Origin of the sequence: Burkholderia sp. MSMB1078WGS, from assembly GCF_001528895.1 — a bacterium.
Taxonomy (GTDB): domain Bacteria; phylum Pseudomonadota; class Gammaproteobacteria; order Burkholderiales; family Burkholderiaceae; genus Burkholderia.
The window spans coordinates 1-16,296 of record NZ_LPDI01000009.1 but is presented as its reverse complement, the minus strand read 5'-3'; the positions used below and the strand labels follow the sequence as shown (position 1 = coordinate 16,296).

General features: G+C 66.8%; 10 protein-coding genes and 1 pseudogene. 7 read left to right on the top strand and 4 right to left on the bottom strand.

All coding sequences use genetic code 11. The features are described 5' to 3' along the window. Positions 1–128: 128 nt before the first annotated feature. From WT24_RS02145 to WT24_RS02130, 4 genes and pseudogenes are all read right to left on the bottom strand, one after another. Positions 129–1,076: a choline ABC transporter substrate-binding protein gene (locus tag WT24_RS02145; protein WP_060030831.1), complete on the bottom strand. Its 948-nt coding sequence runs from the start codon at positions 1,074–1,076 to the stop codon at positions 129–131. Positions 1,077–1,179: 103 nt separating this feature from the next. Continuing rightward, the gene (locus tag WT24_RS02140; RefSeq protein ID WP_059502153.1) at positions 1,180–2,178 is read right to left on the bottom strand and encodes a GlxA family transcriptional regulator; all 999 of its coding nucleotides are present in this window, start codon (positions 2,176–2,178) and stop codon (positions 1,180–1,182) included. Positions 2,179–2,285: 107 nt separating this feature from the next. Beyond that, the gene (choW, locus tag WT24_RS02135) at positions 2,286–3,182 is read right to left on the bottom strand and encodes a choline ABC transporter permease subunit (RefSeq protein ID WP_059502151.1); all 897 of its coding nucleotides are present in this window, start codon (positions 3,180–3,182) and stop codon (positions 2,286–2,288) included. Beyond that, positions 3,175–4,574: pseudogene (locus tag WT24_RS02130) on the bottom strand (glycine betaine/L-proline ABC transporter ATP-binding protein); the annotation flags it as partial. The gene choW and the pseudogene WT24_RS02130, both read right to left, overlap by 8 nt. A gap of 376 nt (positions 4,575–4,950) precedes the next feature. On the opposite strand from WT24_RS02130, the gene WT24_RS02120 reads away from it, so the two are divergent. The 7 genes from WT24_RS02120 to WT24_RS34090 form a co-directional block, all read left to right on the top strand. Then, the gene (locus WT24_RS02120; protein ID WP_060030828.1) at positions 4,951–7,908 is read left to right on the top strand and encodes a DUF2339 domain-containing protein; all 2,958 of its coding nucleotides are present in this window, start codon (positions 4,951–4,953) and stop codon (positions 7,906–7,908) included. Next, positions 7,905–9,260 (top strand): DUF3999 domain-containing protein, encoded by a 1,356-nt coding sequence (locus WT24_RS02115; RefSeq protein WP_060030825.1) that lies wholly within the window; start codon positions 7,905–7,907, stop codon positions 9,258–9,260. The genes WT24_RS02120 and WT24_RS02115 overlap by 4 nt, the downstream gene beginning before the upstream one ends. 216 nt (positions 9,261–9,476) lie before the next feature. Next, the gene (locus WT24_RS02110; protein ID WP_059502145.1) at positions 9,477–9,782 is read left to right on the top strand and encodes an NIPSNAP family protein; all 306 of its coding nucleotides are present in this window, start codon (positions 9,477–9,479) and stop codon (positions 9,780–9,782) included. A gap of 311 nt (positions 9,783–10,093) precedes the next feature. Next, a complete protein-coding gene (locus tag WT24_RS02105) occupies positions 10,094–10,744 on the top strand; it encodes an NADPH-dependent FMN reductase (protein ID WP_059502143.1) in 651 nt (216 codons plus the stop codon). 236 nt (positions 10,745–10,980) lie between these two features. Continuing rightward, the gene (locus WT24_RS02100) at positions 10,981–11,199 is read left to right on the top strand and encodes a hypothetical protein (RefSeq protein ID WP_006480563.1); all 219 of its coding nucleotides are present in this window, start codon (positions 10,981–10,983) and stop codon (positions 11,197–11,199) included. A gap of 101 nt (positions 11,200–11,300) precedes the next feature. Beyond that, the gene (locus tag WT24_RS02095; RefSeq protein WP_059502140.1) at positions 11,301–12,203 is read left to right on the top strand and encodes a hypothetical protein; all 903 of its coding nucleotides are present in this window, start codon (positions 11,301–11,303) and stop codon (positions 12,201–12,203) included. Between the two features lie 961 nt (positions 12,204–13,164). After that, the coding region (locus WT24_RS34090; RefSeq protein WP_257127410.1) for an ESPR-type extended signal peptide-containing protein at positions 13,165–16,296 on the top strand (3,132 nt) is incomplete at its 3' end.

The window sequence follows — 16,296 nt, the reverse complement described above, 5'->3', positions numbered from 1 at the left end:
GCGCGAGTACGCAGCACGCTACGCGCTGCGCGCAGCAAAAAGCCGGCGCAAGCAGGTCGCCCTGCTTGCGCCGGCTCGACATTCACGCCAGGCTCCGTGCCGCGGCCGCAAAGCCCGACGCGTCGCGCTCAATGCACGCCGAGGTATGCCTTCACCGCCGGCAGGCCCGGCTTGCCGTCGATCGTCGTCACGCCGGCCAGCCATTTGTCGAGCGATTGCGGATTCGTCTTCAGCCATTCGGCGGCGGCCTTGTTCGGATCCTGCTTGTTCATGATCGGCACCATCACGTGGTTCTCGATCGACGTCGTGAACTGCAGGTTCGACACGAACTTCGCGACGTTCGGGCAGCGCTGCGCGTAGTCGGGCGGCGTGGCCGTCAGCACTTTCGCTTCGCCGTAGTTCGGGCCGAACACGTCGTCGCCGCCGCTCAGGTAGTCGATCTTCATCTGCACGTTCATCGGATGCGGTTCCCAGCCGAGGAACACGATCCACTGCTTGTCGCGAGCCGCGCGGTTCACCTCGACCAGCATCCCGGCCTCGCTCGACTCGACCAGCTTGAACTTGCCGAGGCCGAACTGGTTGCCGTCGATCATCTTCTTGATCAGCGCGTTGCCGTCGTTGCCCGGCTCGATCCCGTAGATCTTGCCGTTGAGCTTGTCCGCGAACTTCTGGATGTCCGCGAACGACTTCAGGCCGCCCTGGTACACGTAGTCGGGCACCGCGAGCGTGTATTTCGCACCGGTCAGATTGGGCGTCGCGAGCACCTTGATCGTGCCGGCTTTCGTGAACGGCTGGATGATCGGGTCCATCGTCGGCGACCAGTAGCCGAGGAACACGTCGATCTGCTTGCTCTTGATCCCCGCGAACGTGATCGGCACCGACGCGATCGTCTTCGTCGGGTTGTAACCGAGCCCCTGCAGCATCGTCGACGCGAGGCCCGTGGTCGCCGCGATGTCGGACCAGCCGACATCGGCGAAGCGCACGTTCTTGCAAACGGGCGGATCGGCCGCATAAACGGCCGACATCGGCGCGGTTATCCCGATCCCGCACACCGCTGCGATCAATAGGCGCTTCATCTTGCTTCTCCTCAAAGTGATGTCGTTTGCTCGAATGCGGGATCGTTTATTGAAGCCGCGCGCCGCGATCCCGGCGACGTCGCGGACCGATTGATCGCCCCGTTCAGCGCCCCGGCAGCCGGCGCTCGTAGCTCGGCGCATGGCCGAACTGCGCGCGGTATGCCTTGCTGAAATGACACGGCGAGTGAAAGCCGCAGACCGTCGTCACGCGCGCGATCGATGCGTCGGTCGTACGCAGCAGGTCGCGTGCGCGTTTCAGGCGCAACGTCAGGTAATAGTGGGTCGGCGATACGTTCAGGTACACCTTGAACATGCGCTGCAGATGCCGCTGCGACAGCCGCACGAGCCGCGCGAGCTCCTCGAGCGACAGCGGTTCCTCGATGTTCGCCTCCATCAACCGCACGACCTCGATCAGCTCCGCGCGCGAGAAACCGACCCGCGCATCGACCGGAATCGGCTGCGTATCGGTCGAACTGCGGATGCGCTCCAGGATGAACTGCTCGGATACCTGCGCGGCCAGTTGCTGGCCGAACCGCATGCCGACGAGGTTCAGCATCAGATCGAGCGGCGCGGTGCCGCCGGTGCAGGTCAGCCGGTCGCGATCGACGACGAACAACTCGTCGGCGAACCCGACCTGCGGAAATTCGGAATGCAGCGCGGACAGGTTCTCCCAGTGCACGGTGCAACGATAGCCGTCGAGCAGCCCGCTCGCCATCAGCGCGTAGGCGCCGGTGCAGATGCCGCCGAGCGGCAGCCCGCGTGCGGCAAGCGCCGCGAGCGTATCGCGCGCGCGTTCGTCGACCATGTCGCGGATGCGGATGCCGCCGCACACGATCATCACGTCGGGCAGGTCGTCGTAATCGAGCGGCTGCGTGGGCCGCACCGCGATGCCGTTGCTGGCATGCGCGGGCGCGCCGTCGAGCGAGTAGATCGACCACTTGTAGTGTTCCGCCCGTCCGACATAGTTCGCCATCCGAAGTACTTCGACCGCGCTCGAGAACGCGATCATCGAGAAGTTCGGCAGCGTCAGGAAGCCGAAATGGGCGAGGGACGAAACCGGTGAAACGCAGGCAACGGGCGCGACAGCGACGGCGGACGTCACATCGGTCTCCTGGCAAGGAGGTTGCAGGGAGCCAGCCCCGCGGCGCAAGCCGCGGGAGCCGTTATTCGACGAGGGTGAGCGGCCGGAGCGTGCCCGGCCGCCGGGGATCAGGCCTGCGCGGGCTCGGCCTTCACGCGAAAGAGCTGCTTGAGGCCCGAGAACAGCGGCGCTTTCGCGGTGCCCGGCGCGCGGCCGAAGCTCTCGGTGATGCGGTCGAGAATGATCGCGAGCAGCACGACCGACAGACCGCTTTCGAAGCCGAGGCCGATGTCGAGGCGCTGGATACTCGCGAGCACGTCGTTGCCGAGGCCGCCCGCGCCGACCATCGACGCGATGATCACCATCGACAGCGCCATCATGATCGTCTGGTTCACGCCCTGCATGATCGACGGCAGCGCGTTCGGGAACTGCACCTTGTACAGCAGTTGCCACGGCGTGCAGCCGAACGCCTGCCCGGCTTCGACGATCTCGCGGTTCACGTGGCGGATGCCGAGGCTCGTGAGACGCACCGCGGGCGGCATCGCGAAGATCACCGTCGACAGGATCCCCGGCACGCGGCCGAGACCGAACAGCATCGCGGCCGGAATCAGGTAGACGAAGGCGGGCATCGTCTGCATCAGGTCGAGAATCGGGCGCACGATCGCGGCGACCCACTTGCTCTTCGCGGCCCAGATGCCGAGTGGGATGCCGAGTACGAGGCTGATGATCGTCGACGACAGCGTGAGGCCGAGCGTGATGACCGTCTGATCCCAGAAGCCGGTCGCGAAGATCAGCAGCAGCGACGCGGTGGTGAACAGCGCGAAGCGCCAGCCCACCCGCCACAGCCCGACGCCGATGAAGATCGCCATCATCAGCCACATCGGGATCGCCTGCAGGCCATGCTCGACGAATGCCGCGAGCCCCTCGATCGCTCGACCGATCGCGTCGAACGTCTTCGCGTCGTGGTCGAGCAGGTAGTGAACGGACTGGTCGACCCAGGTACCGAGCGGAATCATTTCAGACATGGGAACCTCGCGAACGCGTGATGGCCTTCAGGATGAGCGCGCGATCGACCGAGCCGCAGTAGCAGCCGTCGTCGTCGACGACGGGCAGTGCATTCGGGCTCGCGACCACGCGCGCGACGACGTGTTCGAGCGACGCATCGCGCCGGATGCTTTCGATCGGCCGCACGGACGGCGTGTCCTGACCGATCGCATCGCGCGTGACGAAACCGCGGATCTTGCGTTGCGCATCGAGCACGAACGCGTATTCGGCGCTGCCGTTCAGCGACGCGGCGACGTTCGCGGCATCGCACTTCGACATGGTAGGCACGGCGCCCGTCTGCATCAGGTCGCCCGCGGTGAGGTAGCGGCTGGTGTCGATGCCGTCGAAGAACGCGCGCACGTAATCGTCGGCCGGGTTCGCGATGATGTCCTGCGGCGTGCCGACCTGCACGAGGCGGCCGCCTTCCATGATCGCGATGCGGTTGCCGATGCGCAGCGCCTCCTCCAGATCGTGCGACACGAACATGATCGTGCGGCGCTGGTCCTTCTGCAGTTGCAGCAGCACGTCCTGCATTTCGCGGCGCTTGAGCGGATCGAGCGCGGAGAACGCCTCGTCCATGATCATCAGCGACGGGTTCACGGCCAGCGCGCGGGCAAGGCCGACGCGCTGCTGCATGCCGCCCGACAGCTCGGACGGCAGCTTGTGCGAAAACGGTGCGAGGCCGACCTGCTCGAGCACTTCCATCGCACGGCGCTCGCGCTCCTTCTTGCCCATGCCCGCGACTTCCAGCCCGAACGCGGCATTCGACACCACGGTGCGATGCGGCATCAGCGCGAACGACTGGAACACCATGCTCATGTCCTTGCGACGCAGCGCGGTCAGCGCCGAGCGGCGCGCCGACGCGACGTCGAGCCCGTCGATCAGCACCTTGCCGGCGCTCGGATCGACCAGCCGGTTCACGAGGCGGATCAGCGTGGACTTGCCGGAACCGGACAGGCCCATCAGCACGAAAATTTCGCCTTCCTGCACATCGAAGGAGACGTTGTGCACGCCGACGACCTGACCGGTGCGCTTGAGCACATCGTCCTTCGTCGCGCCGGCGGCGAGCATGTCGAGCGCCTGCTGCGGATTGCTTCCAAACACCTTGCACAGACCTTCGACCACAACCTTGGGGGCATCCATCGAAACCTTCTCCTCGTGTAGCGGGGACTCGCGCTTGTCATAGCGTGCCTACATAGTTGCCAGAAAAAACCCCGGCCTGCCGACGAATTACGACAAACGCTTGCGCAAATACGACACGGCCGCCAGCCCCGTCCGGCGGGCCGCGCCGCCCTTTGCGGCGGCGCAATACGCGCTCGGCCTGCTGCGACGGGCATCGCCCTTCGGACTTGTGCGCAGCAGCGCGGCGAACGGCACATGGGATTTTGCGCCAGGCCGCATTCGGCACGCGTCGCTTTCCGACAAGTTGACGTCCGTTCCGGCGCGCATCTACTCAGACGAAAACGCGCATCGCATTCGTCAATAAAAAGCATGACCGTGCAAAAAGCCGTATGGCGACACCGAACGGCGCACGCCGCGATACCGCGCCAACCGCGGAAATCCGGGCAGGCACGCTGTGATACATTCGCCGCAAACACGCCGATCGCGACGTTGCCGCGGGCCTTCCGCACGAGGGCGCCAGCCGCACGGCGCGCACATGCCGGTTCGCCTGCCGGCCGTGCTGAAACCGCCTCGATCCGGTGCGATCCCGATCGAAGGACGATAACGATAGTGAGAGGGAGCAAGGCGTTGAACTGGGCATTCGCCGTAATCGGTTTCGTCGTGGGCGGCATCGCCGCCCTGATCGGGGATTTCCCGGCCGCGAGCGGCGCGCTGCTCGGGGCCGCCGCCGGGTTCTGGGTCGGGCACGCGCTGCGGCAACGCAAGCTGCAGAGCCGGCGCGCCGTGCCCGACGCATGGGCCAGCTCCGCGCCGCCTCCCACCCCGTTACCGCTCGCCGATCGCGTCGCGCGCCTCGAAGCCACCGTCGACACGCTCACGCGCGAACTCGACGCGCTGCGCGCTCAACTGTCGGGCGCGAAAGCCGGGACGGCGACATCCGGTGGCATCGCGCCAACGGCTTCGGCCGACGCCGCCTCCGCGCCGCTGCCGACGCACTTCCCGACACCGCCCGCGCCACGACCTGCCGCCGCACGCGTAGGCACGCCGGCATCCCCTTCGACGCCGGCGCCCACTACACCGCCCGCATCGGCCACCGCGGCACGCGCCGCGGCTGCGTCCGTTCAAGCCGACACCACCGCCAGCGCACCTGCCACTCCGCCCGAACCGCCCGCGCCGCGCGCACCCGGCATCGCCGAACGCGCGTTCGGCGCCGCGCGCGACTGGCTGCTCGGCGGCAACACGGTCGTGCGTGTCGGGATCGTCGTACTGTTCTTCGGCGTCGCGTTCCTGCTCAAGTACGCGGCCGACAACGACATGCTGCCGATCGAATTCCGTCTCGCGGGCACGGCGCTCGCGGCGGCCGCGCTGCTCGCGATCGGCTGGCGCGTGCGTGCGCGCCGCGCCGCATACGGCCTCGTGCTGCAAGGCGGCGGCATCGGCATCCTGTACCTGACGATCTTCGCCGCGACCAGGCTCGATGCGTTGCTGCCCGTCGGCGCCGCGTTCCCGTTGATGGTCGCGGTCTGCGCGCTGAGCGCATTCCTCGCGGTGCGGCAGAACGCGCTGCCGCTCGTGTTCATGGGCAGTGCGGGCGGCTTCCTCGCACCGATCCTGCTGTCGACCGGCCAGGGCAACCACGTCGCGCTGTTCGGCTACTACGCACTGCTGAACGCGGGCATCTTCGCGATCGCGTGGTTCAAGGCCTGGCGCCCGCTGAACCTGCTCGGCTTCGTGTTCACGTTCACGATCGGCTCCGCGTGGGGCGTGACGGCCTATCGCCCCGCGCTGTTCGCGAGCACCGAGCCGTTCCTCGTCCTGTTCTTCCTGATGTATGTCGGCATCGCGCTGCTGTATGCGGTGAAACGCGAACTCGCGCTGCGACACTATGTGGACGGCACGCTCGTGTTCGGCACGCCGATCGTCGCGACCGCGCTGCAGGCGTCGCTCGTGAAAGGCATGCCGTTCGGGCTTGCATGGAGCGCGGTCGCGCTGTCGGCGTTCTACGTCGCGGTGGCCGCATGGCTCGCGCGGCGCCGCGATCGCCTCGGTCTGCTGTTCGAATCGATGCTCGCGCTCGCGGTCATCTTCGCGACGCTCGCGGTGCCGTTCGCGTTCTCGGGGCCGACGACCAGCGCCGCGTGGGCCATCGAAGGCGCAGCCGTCGTGTGGCTCGGCGTGCGCCAGAAACGCCTGCTGCCGTTCGGCTTCGGGCTGCTGATGCAGGTCGCCGCGGCCGGCGCGTTCTTCACGAGCCTGCTTGGCCCGGCCGACACGGCCGCGCTGCCGGTGCTCAACAGCCCGTATATCGCGATGCTGCTGATCGCGCTCGCCGGCCTGTTCACCGGCTGGTGGCTGCACGGGCGCGGCGAAGCGCGCGCATGGCATGCATGGATGCCCGAGATCGGCGTCGCGGCCGCCGCGTGGGGGCTGCTGTGGTGGGTCAGCGGCGGGCTGCACGAGATCCTCGTCCATGCGAGCCGACACGTCGACCTGCATGCCGAGCGCTTCGTCGTCGATACGACCGCGCTGTTCGCGGCCGGCACCGCATGGCTCGCGCACGCCGCGCGCCGCCGGCTCGCGTGGCCGCTCGCCGAATGGCCCGCGCTCGCGCTCGCACCGGTGCTGGCGCTGCTCGCGCTGCGTGTGTTCGATGCGCACGAAGCGCCGCTGTCGGGCATGGGCGCGTTCGCGTGGCCCGTGACCATCGGCGCGGGACTTGCGCTGCTGTGGCGCCAGTCGCGCGGCACGACCGACGCCGCCGACGCGCGCGGTGTGACGCCCTCCGTTGCAGCACGCATGCTCGCGCCGCTGCATACGCTGACGTTCTGGACCCTGGGCGGGCTGCTGGCGCTCGAAGGGTTCTGGCGCCTGCGCGCGTTCGTCCCGGAAGGCGCATGGAGCTGGAGCGCATGGGCGTACGGCTTCGGCGCGCTGCTCCTGGTCGTGTCGGGCCCGGGCTCGCGCCTGCGCTGGCCCGTCGCGGCATTCCCGCGCGCCTATCAGGTGTGGGGGGCCGCGCCGCTCGCCGCGCTGCTGTGGCTGTGGAGCCTCGCCAGCACGGTGAGCGACGGCGACGCAGCGCCGCTCTTCTGGCTGCCGCTGCTCAATCCGCTCGACGTCGCGCAGGGTCTCGTCTTCGTCGCGTTCGCCGCGTGGCTGCGTCGCCTGAAAGCGCTCGGCATCGCGTGGCATCCGCGCGTCGTCGGCTATCTGGCGATCGCGACCGTGTTCCTGTGGTTCAACGTGCTGATGCTGCGCACGCTGCATCACTGGGCCGGCGTGCCGTACGCATTCGGCGCGATGGCCGAATCGACGCTCGTGCAGGCGTCGGTGTCCGTGTACTGGACGGTCTGCGCGCTCGCCATCACGATCTGGGCCACGCGCCGCGGGCTGCGCCCGCTGTGGTTCGTCGGCGCCGCGCTGCTCGCGCTCACGGTCGTCAAACTGTTCCTGTTCGACCTGTCGCACGTCACCGGCATCGAGCGCATCGTGTCGTTCATCGGCATCGGCGTGCTGCTGCTGTTGATCGGCTATTTCTCGCCGCTGCCGCCGAAGGCCGCCGCGCAACAAGGCGGCCGGCCATGAAACGACGCGCCGCCCTGCTCGGGCTGAGCCTGCTCGCGTCGTTCGCGGCAGCCGACGGCGCACCGAACGCCGGACGCGCGATGCAGCGCTTCGCGCTCGACCTCGACGGCAGCGCCGCGTATTACCAGCTCACCGTGCCTCAGCCCGTGTATGCGGCGAGCCGGCGCGACGATCTCGGCGATGTGCGCATCTTCAACGGCGCGGGCGAGCCGGTGCCGTACTCGCTCGACGCACCCGCCGCGGCTGCGGCCGCCGTGCCGCCGTCCCGCACGCCGGTGCATTGGTTCCCGCTGCCGCCCGCGCGCGCCGAGAACGGCAACGCGCCGCCCGGCGTGACGGTCGGCCCGGACGGCGCGCTGCGCGCGGCCATCGCGACGCCTTCGCGCACCCGGCACGGCGCGGACCTCGTCGACCTGTCGCATGCCGACGGCAGCATCGACGCGCTGCTCGTACACGTGGGCGACGACAGCTACCAGGGGCGTGTGTCCGTCGAAGCCAGCGACGACCTGCGCACCTGGCGGCCGCTCGGCAGCACGCAGTTGCTGAAGGTCGGCCGCGGCAACGACATGCTGGTGCAGGAGCGCATCGCGCTCGACGGCGCGGCGCCGCGCTACCTTCGGCTGGACTGGCCCGACGGCGCGCCGTCGATCGCGTCGGTCGACGTCGAGACGCATCCGCGCGACGCGCGCGGCACCGACACGGCGTCCGTGCCGCGCCAGTGGCGCGACGCCGTGCGGATACGCGCCGGCGCTGCGCCGGGCGAGTATCTGTTCGACACCGACGGCGCGTATCCGGTCGACCGCGTGCGCATCGACCTGCCGCAGCCGAACACCGTCGCGCGCGCGACGCTGCAAAGCCGCGCCGATGCGCGGGCGCCGTGGCGCGACGTCGCGGCCGCCGTGCTGTTCCGGCTGCAGGGCAAGGGCGGCGAGCAACGCAATCCGCCGCTCGAGTTCGTCGCGAACACGGATCGCGCATGGCGAATCGTCGTCGACATGCGCAACGGCGGGCTCGGCGGCGGCCAGCCGGCCGTCGCGCTCGGCTGGCATCCGGCCGCACTGACCTTCGTCGCGCGTGGCACGCCGCCGTTTACGCTCGGCGTCGGCGACGCGTCGCTCGCATCGTCGGCCGTGAGCCGCGACGCACTGCTGGTCGGCATGGTGCCGGAAGTGCGGCCCGCCCGCGTCGGCGCGGCGCTGCCGTCGGCGGTCGTGCCGGCGGCAGCCGCCGATGCGGATGCCGGGCGCCGCTACGTGCTGTGGGGCGCGCTGATCGTCGCGGTCGGCGTGCTCGGCGCGATCGCATGGCGCCTCGCGAAAGGCGGCGGCGAGACGCACAGCCGCGACGAGTAAATCCCGGGGTAACGCGGCTGGCGGACGGAACGAATATCGTTCGCGCCGATGCCGCGTGCACATCACGGCAAGCGCATCGAAGCATCGATCGTTGCCCGCGCAAGCAACGCGTCGTGCGATGAAGTCGCGTGATGATGGGCCTGTCCGGCGCGCTCGCCGTTGACACGTGCCGCCCCGCGCTCCAGACTCGCCGCTCCGTCACCCCCGCGAGCGCCCATGATCACCTGCTTCCTTCGCTACGTCGTCGATCCGTACAAACTCGTCGAATTCGAAACCTACGGCAAGATGTGGATTCCGCTCGTCGAGCAGTTCGGCGGCACGCATCACGGCTACTTCCTGCCGTCCGAAGGCGCGAGCAACATCGCGCTCGCGATGTTCTCGTTCCCGAGCCTCGCCGACTACGAGCGCTACCGCGAACGCTCGAAGGACGATCCCGCCTGCCAGGCCGCGTTCCGCTACGCGGAGCAAACGCGGTGCATCGTCAGCTACGAACGCAGCTTCTTCCGGCCGGTGTTCGAGTAACGGGCCGCGCCCCTGCGCATCGCGCCCCGTTTTCCGGCCGAGGACGAAAAAAAGCCCCGCCAGCATCCGCGCGGCGGGGCCAACCCATGTCAGTAGAGACATCATGGAGGAGACGAGCCCATCTTATCGACCGTGGCGCACCGTCCCAACCAAGCATTTCTGCTATCGATCTGCGGGGCCGCGCACACGCTTGCCGTCGCCGCGCGGCATATCGATAGAACGAAAAGTCGTTTTCAGAGTGGCGACCGGGTCGTTACCATCTGGTTTTAAGCCTGTGCTTAGCCGGGCAAGCCATTCCCGAGGAGCGCCCCTTGACTGCATTCGATCAACACCGCCGCCCGTTCGTCGTCGGCATCGGCGGGACCACCCGAGCCGCGTCGTCCACCGAACGCGCGCTGTCGTTCGCACTGCGCGGCGCGCAAGCCGCCGGCGCGCGCACGCGCCTGTTCGACGGCCCGTTCCTGCATACGCTGCCGCACTACGCGCCCGAACATAAAACGCTGACCGACGCGCAGCGCGAGCTGATCGACGCCGTGCGCCAGGCCGACGCGATCATCATCGCCACGCCCGGCTATCACGGCGGCGTGTCCGGTCTCGTGAAGAACGCGCTCGACACGCTCGAGGAGCTGCGCGCGGACGATCGCCCGTATCTCGACGGCCGTGCGGTCGGCCTGATCGTCACCGCGTACGGCTGGCAGGCGGCCGGCACCGTACTGACGTCGCTGCGCTCGATCGTCCATGCGCTGCGCGGCTGGCCGACGCCGTTCGGCGCCACCGTCAACACGCTCGAAACCCGCTTCGAAAGCGCCGATAGCTGCTCGGATCCGAAGGTCGTCGCACAACTCGAGACGGTCGGCGCGCAAGCCGCCGAATTCGCGCTCGCGTTCGCGTCGCATCGTGCGGCCTCGCATGCGGCATCGGTCGATGCGCTCGCCCCCGTGCTGAAAGTCGCCAACCAGTAACCTCCGCATTCCGCCGCGCGCCTTCGGTCGACAGGATTCGACGGGGTCGCGCGGCGCGTCTTCCGACGCGCGGCGATGTGCCGGGCGTGTCGCCGCCCCTGCCGAAAGCCCTCTTCCCGCGCACCGCCCCGATAACGATTCAGCCCCCCGCGTAATTTGCATTGGCCGAAAGATTGGTTCACGCAGGCGGCCCGTTTTCGTACGCTGAAAGTCCGAACTTTTTTGCGCGCCACCCCATGAACCGTACGATCCGCTACAAGGGCTACGAAGTCGCTCCCGCTGCCGCCCGGTTGCCGAACGGGCTGTTCGCCGCCAACCTGACGATCGAACGCGCGAGCGGCGGGCCGTCGCCGCGCTCCGTGTCGTTCGACGCAATCGATTTCTTCTTCGAGGAAGAACACGCCCTCGCCTACGCGTCACGCTGGGGCCGCCTCTGGGTCGACACGAACGCGTGACCGCGACGCGCGCGGGGCCGGCGTGCCCATGGCCACTCGAAAATACGCGATGACGGAAGCTGTGCAAGAATCTTTCGATCCGTAATCGCATAACAATAGCCATGACCGACACGCTGCACGAAGAGCATGCAGCCGCAGATCACGCGATGCGCAACTGGACCTTCGAGAGGCAAGGCCCGGTCCGAATCGGTTCCGATGCGCACAAGCAGATGTTCTGTCGGATGCTGCTCGACACACACAACCCGTACAAGCCGGCCGTGATCGACTGGCCGGCGCTCCAGCCGGCCGAACTCAGGCGGCTCACGTCGCTGCCGATCTGGGACATCGCGGTGCAAACCGAAGGCCGCGCGTCGATCCGCGTGGCGACCTACGCCGCGACGGTCGACGATCCGCTGCTGCGCCGCGCGCTCGAGATGGACGGCGGCGAGGAAGCCCGCCACAAGGTCGTGCTGTCGAAGCTCGTCGAGGCGTACGGCATCGCGCTCGCGCCGGAGCCGGCCTACCCGGCGCCGAAGCATGCCGAATGGGCATGGATGGTCACGGGCTTCAGCGAGTGCATCGACAGCTTCTTCGCGTTCGGCCTGTTCCGTTCCGCGCAGCGCTCCGGCTATTTCCCGCCCGAGCTCGTCGAAACCTTCGAACCGGTGATCCAGGAAGAAGGCCGCCACATCCTGTTCTTCGTGAACTGGTTCGCGTGGCACTGGCGCAACCTGCCGTGGTGGCGCCGGCCGTGGTTCTTCGTACGTGTCGCGGCCGTATGGGCGCACCTGATCCGCGAACGCATCGGCATTGCGCGCGGCATTGACGCCGATGGCGTCGCGCACGACGCGAACTTCCCGGCAACGAGCACCGCCGACATCGGCGATGCGCTGAATCCGCGCGAACTGATCGAGTTGTGTCTCGCGGAGAACGACCGGCGAATGGCCGGTTACGACGAGCGCCTGCTGCGCCCGATGTTCGTGCCGCGGATGGCGCGGTTCGCGCTGCGGTTCATGAAGAAGTAAAGTCGGGCGCTTGCCGCCGGTCATGCGGCAAGCGCCTGATTCGGTCCACGCCCCGGGACCGAATGTGGCGTGTCCGACACATTCAATCCATCCCTATTTTTCTTCGCCACGCCAGCACACACACGGCATGGGCGGCAAATTGCCGCGCCCGGATCTGACATTTCAGGCGCCGCCGACCCGACGCTGACCCGCGATATCTGACGTCCTGGCGCCATCACGCGAAACGCCTGCCGCGAGCGCGCCAGCTCGACTCCGGCATGTGCGCCTATTCCGCCTTGACGCCGACTTTGATGCAATCGTCAATAGGACAAATCCGATAAATTGACGCGAATTGTTTCGTCTCTGCGCTCCGTAGCACTTTTTTACAACTTCCACCGACCGGGCGGCCCGGAATGCCCGCCGCGCGGGCCACTGCGCCGGCCGGGATGCGCATATCGGCATAATTCAATTCCCTCCGAGTCGGATAAATTCAATTATCAGATAACCACAAAATACAAACTCAAATCCCGTCAAAACCAAAACATTAACAAGTTAATTAAATGCCTGCAGCATTATATCTCGGCACATCGACTTACATTACAAATATGAAAGACTTCGGCACCTCGCAAACGTTTGCTATTTCATTTGTCTTACTTTTTGAGCGATCCGGTGTGTAACCCACCGCACAAAAGTCCATTAAGTCATTGATTTAAAAGGTAAATTTTTTGACGTGGCAGCCACTTACGCCCCCTACATCGAACGTTCGACCATCTTTCAAATTCATTCACGCCAGACGCATCAAAACACGATGCATTAACCATTCTTTAACTTTAAAAACACCTCATTTATCACTGTTTGTCAATCTTTAAAATCCACCTCCAATAAACTCCGTCCATCAATTTTGAGATTCGCGCGAGCGCACGGAGTAATCCTCTAACGAAAGAGACCGGTGTGTTGCGTGCACATTTGGAGGTAGCAGGACATGAACCGCACATACCGCTCGATCTGGAACGAAGCCCTTGGCGCCTGGGTCGCGGCATCGGAAAACGATTCGGCACGGGGCAAGCCGAACAAGTCGGCCGTGGTGATCGCCGCCGTCGCAGCTCTGGCGATCGGCCTGCCCGGGCTGGCCGAAGCCAATACGCTCAACACACAGCAAACCTGCTTCACGGGAAGCAACGGCGCGGTCGGCCGCGTCAACCCGGGCGGCACGCAAAACCAGGCCGGCGACGGCTCCGGAACGTACTCGGTCGTGGCTGGCTGTAACTCCAACGGCAACGGCTGGACGGGCGTCACGGTATATGGGTCGTTCGCGCAGGCGACCGGCAACGGCGCCGTCGCCACCGGCATGCAGTCGTCGGCTGGACTCTGGGGCGTCGCGGCCGGCCTCGAAACGACCGCCAGCGGCGCCGGTGCGACCGCACTCGGCTTCGGCTCGACTGCAAATGCGCTGAACTCCGTCGCGATCGGCGGCGCGGGCGGCAACGGAACGACGCCGCTGTCGCAAGCAAACTCGACCATCGCTTCGGGCGCGGGCGCAGTCGCCATCGGCAGCAACGCGACGAAGGGCGCGCAGTCCGCCGCGTCGGACGGTATCGCGATCGGCGGGCAGTCGTCCGTCGCGTCGGGCGCCACGTCGGGTATTGCTGTTGGCCGTGGTGCGACCGTCAACGGTGCGTACGGCATCGCGCAAGGCGATGGCGCGACGGCAAGCGGCGTCTCGTCGGTCGCCCTGGGTCAATCGGCAACCGCCGGTTCGAATACGGGCACGGGTGGCGGCATCGCGATCGGCAACAGCGCGAACGCAGGCACCGCTTTCTCCGGCACCACGATCGCAATCGGGAACGGCGCAACCGCGACGTCGCCGTCGGGGTCCGGCGATTCGCTGGCACTCGGCACCAGTGCGGCGGCCACGGGCCAAGACTCGACGGCGATCGGCGCCCAAACTGCCGCCAACGGCATGAACTCGATCGCCATCGGCAACAATGGCACGCTCGCCACCGGCACGGGCGCGCAAGTCATCGGCGTCGGCTCCACGGCCAGCGGCACGAACGCGACGACGTTCGGCACGGGCTCAACGGCGACTGGTACCGGTGCGCTTGCGCTCGGCGCAGGCAGCAACGCGAAGTATGCGTCCAGCGTCGCGCTCGGCGCGGGAAGCGTCACCGGGACGGCTGCGCCGACCGGAACGGGCTATCTGACGGGCAGCGCCGCGCCGCTGTCGGAAGTGTCGGTCGGCAGCGCGAGCGCGCTGCGCCGCATCACGAATGTCGCCGACGGCTCGGCTCCGCAGGACGCCGTCACCGTCGCGCAGCTCAGCACCGGCATGAGCACGACCACGAGCGCGATCGGCAGCCTGTCGACTTCGGCGTCGACGGGTCTCTCGTCGGCCAACAGCTCGATCGCGTCGTTGTCGACTTCGACTTCGACGGGTATCAATTCGCTGTCCACCGGCCTCAGCTCGGCTAACAGCTCCATCACGTCGCTTTCGTCTTCCACGTCGACGGGCCTCTCGTCGGCCAACAGCTCGATCTCGTCGCTGTCCACGTCGACCTCGAGCGGCATCAACTCGCTGTCTACCGGTCTGAGCTCGGCTAACAGCTCCGTCACGTCGCTTTCGTCTTCCACGTCGACGGGCCTCTCGTCGGCCAACAGCTCGATCGCGTCGCTGTCCACGTCGACCTCGAGCGGCATCAACTCGCTGTCTACCGGCCTGAGCTCGGCTAACAGCTCCGTCACGTCGCTTTCGTCTTCCACATCGACGGGTCTCTCGTCGGCCAACAGCTCGATCACGTCGCTCTCGACCTCGACCTCGACTGGCCTGTCCACGGCCAACAGCTCGATCACGTCGCTGTCGACCTCGACTTCGACGGGCCTGTCCACGGCTAACAGCTCGATCACGTCGCTCTCGACCTCGACCTCGACGGGTCTGTCCACGGCTAACAGCTCCATCACGTCGTTGTCGACCTCGACCTCGACGGGTCTGTCCACGGCTAACAGCTCGATCACGTCGCTCTCGACCTCGACTTCGACTGGCCTGTCCACGGCGAACAGCTCCATCACGTCGTTGTCGACCTCGACCTCGACGGGTCTGTCGACGGCCAACAGCTCCATCACGTCGCTGTCCACGTCGACCTCGACGGGCCTGTCCACGGCCAACAGCTCCATCACGTCGCTTTCGACTTCGACCTCGACGGGCATCAACTCGCTGTCCACCGGCCTGAGCTCGGTCTCGACGAAGACGGACAACCTCGGTAATAGCACCGCCTCGGCACTTGGCGGCGGTTCGACGTACGACCCGACGACGGGCAAGGTCTCGGCCCCGTCGTACACCACGTACAACGCGAATGGCACGACGTCGACCGCCAACAGCGTGGGCTCGGCGATCGACAACATCAACAGTCAGGGCATCAAGTACTTCCACGCGAACTCTACCGGCCCCGACAGCACCGCAACGGGTGCCGACGCTGTCGCCATTGGCTCCGGCGCTGTCGCCAGCACGGACAACTCCGTCGCGCTCGGCGCCAACTCGAAGACCACCGCGGCAACCGCCACGAGCAGCGCCACCGTCAACGGCGTGACGTTCAGCGGATTCGCTGGCGCCAATCCGGTCGGCGTCGTCAGCGTGGGTGATAGCGGCAAGGAACGACAAGTCACCAACGTTGCCGCAGGCCAGGTGACTCCGACCAGTACCGATGCGATCAACGGCAGCCAGCTGTATTCGGTCGCTCAACAAGTCGGTACTGCGACCAGCGCCATTTCGTCGCTGTCCACGTCGACTTCGACTGGCTTGTCGACGGCCAACAGCTCGATCACCTCGCTGTCGACTTCGACCTCGACTGGCCTGTCCACGGCCAATAGCTCCATCACGTCCCTGTCGACTTCGACCTCGACCGGCCTGTCCACGGCCAACAGCTCGATCACGTCGCTGTCGACTTCGACTTCGACGGGTCTGTCGACGGCCAACAGCTCGATCACGTCCCTGTCGACCTCGACCTCGACGGGTCTGTCGACGGCCAACAGCTCGATCACGTCGTTGTCGACCTCGACCTCGACAGGCCTGTCGACGGCTAACAGCTCGATTACGTCGCTGTCGACCTCGACTTCGACCGGT

Coding starts and splice junctions, on each gene's coding strand:
- WT24_RS02145 (WP_060030831.1), bottom strand. CDS start 1,076: ATGAAGCGCCTATTGATCGCAGCGGTGTGCGGGATCGGGATAACCGCG.
- choW (WP_059502151.1), bottom strand. CDS start 3,182: ATGTCTGAAATGATTCCGCTCGGTACCTGGGTCGACCAGTCCGTTCAC.
- WT24_RS02115 (WP_060030825.1), top strand. CDS start 7,905: ATGAAACGACGCGCCGCCCTGCTCGGGCTGAGCCTGCTCGCGTCGTTC.
- WT24_RS02110 (WP_059502145.1), top strand. CDS start 9,477: ATGATCACCTGCTTCCTTCGCTACGTCGTCGATCCGTACAAACTCGTC.
- WT24_RS02100 (WP_006480563.1), top strand. CDS start 10,981: ATGAACCGTACGATCCGCTACAAGGGCTACGAAGTCGCTCCCGCTGCC.
- WT24_RS02095 (WP_059502140.1), top strand. CDS start 11,301: ATGACCGACACGCTGCACGAAGAGCATGCAGCCGCAGATCACGCGATG.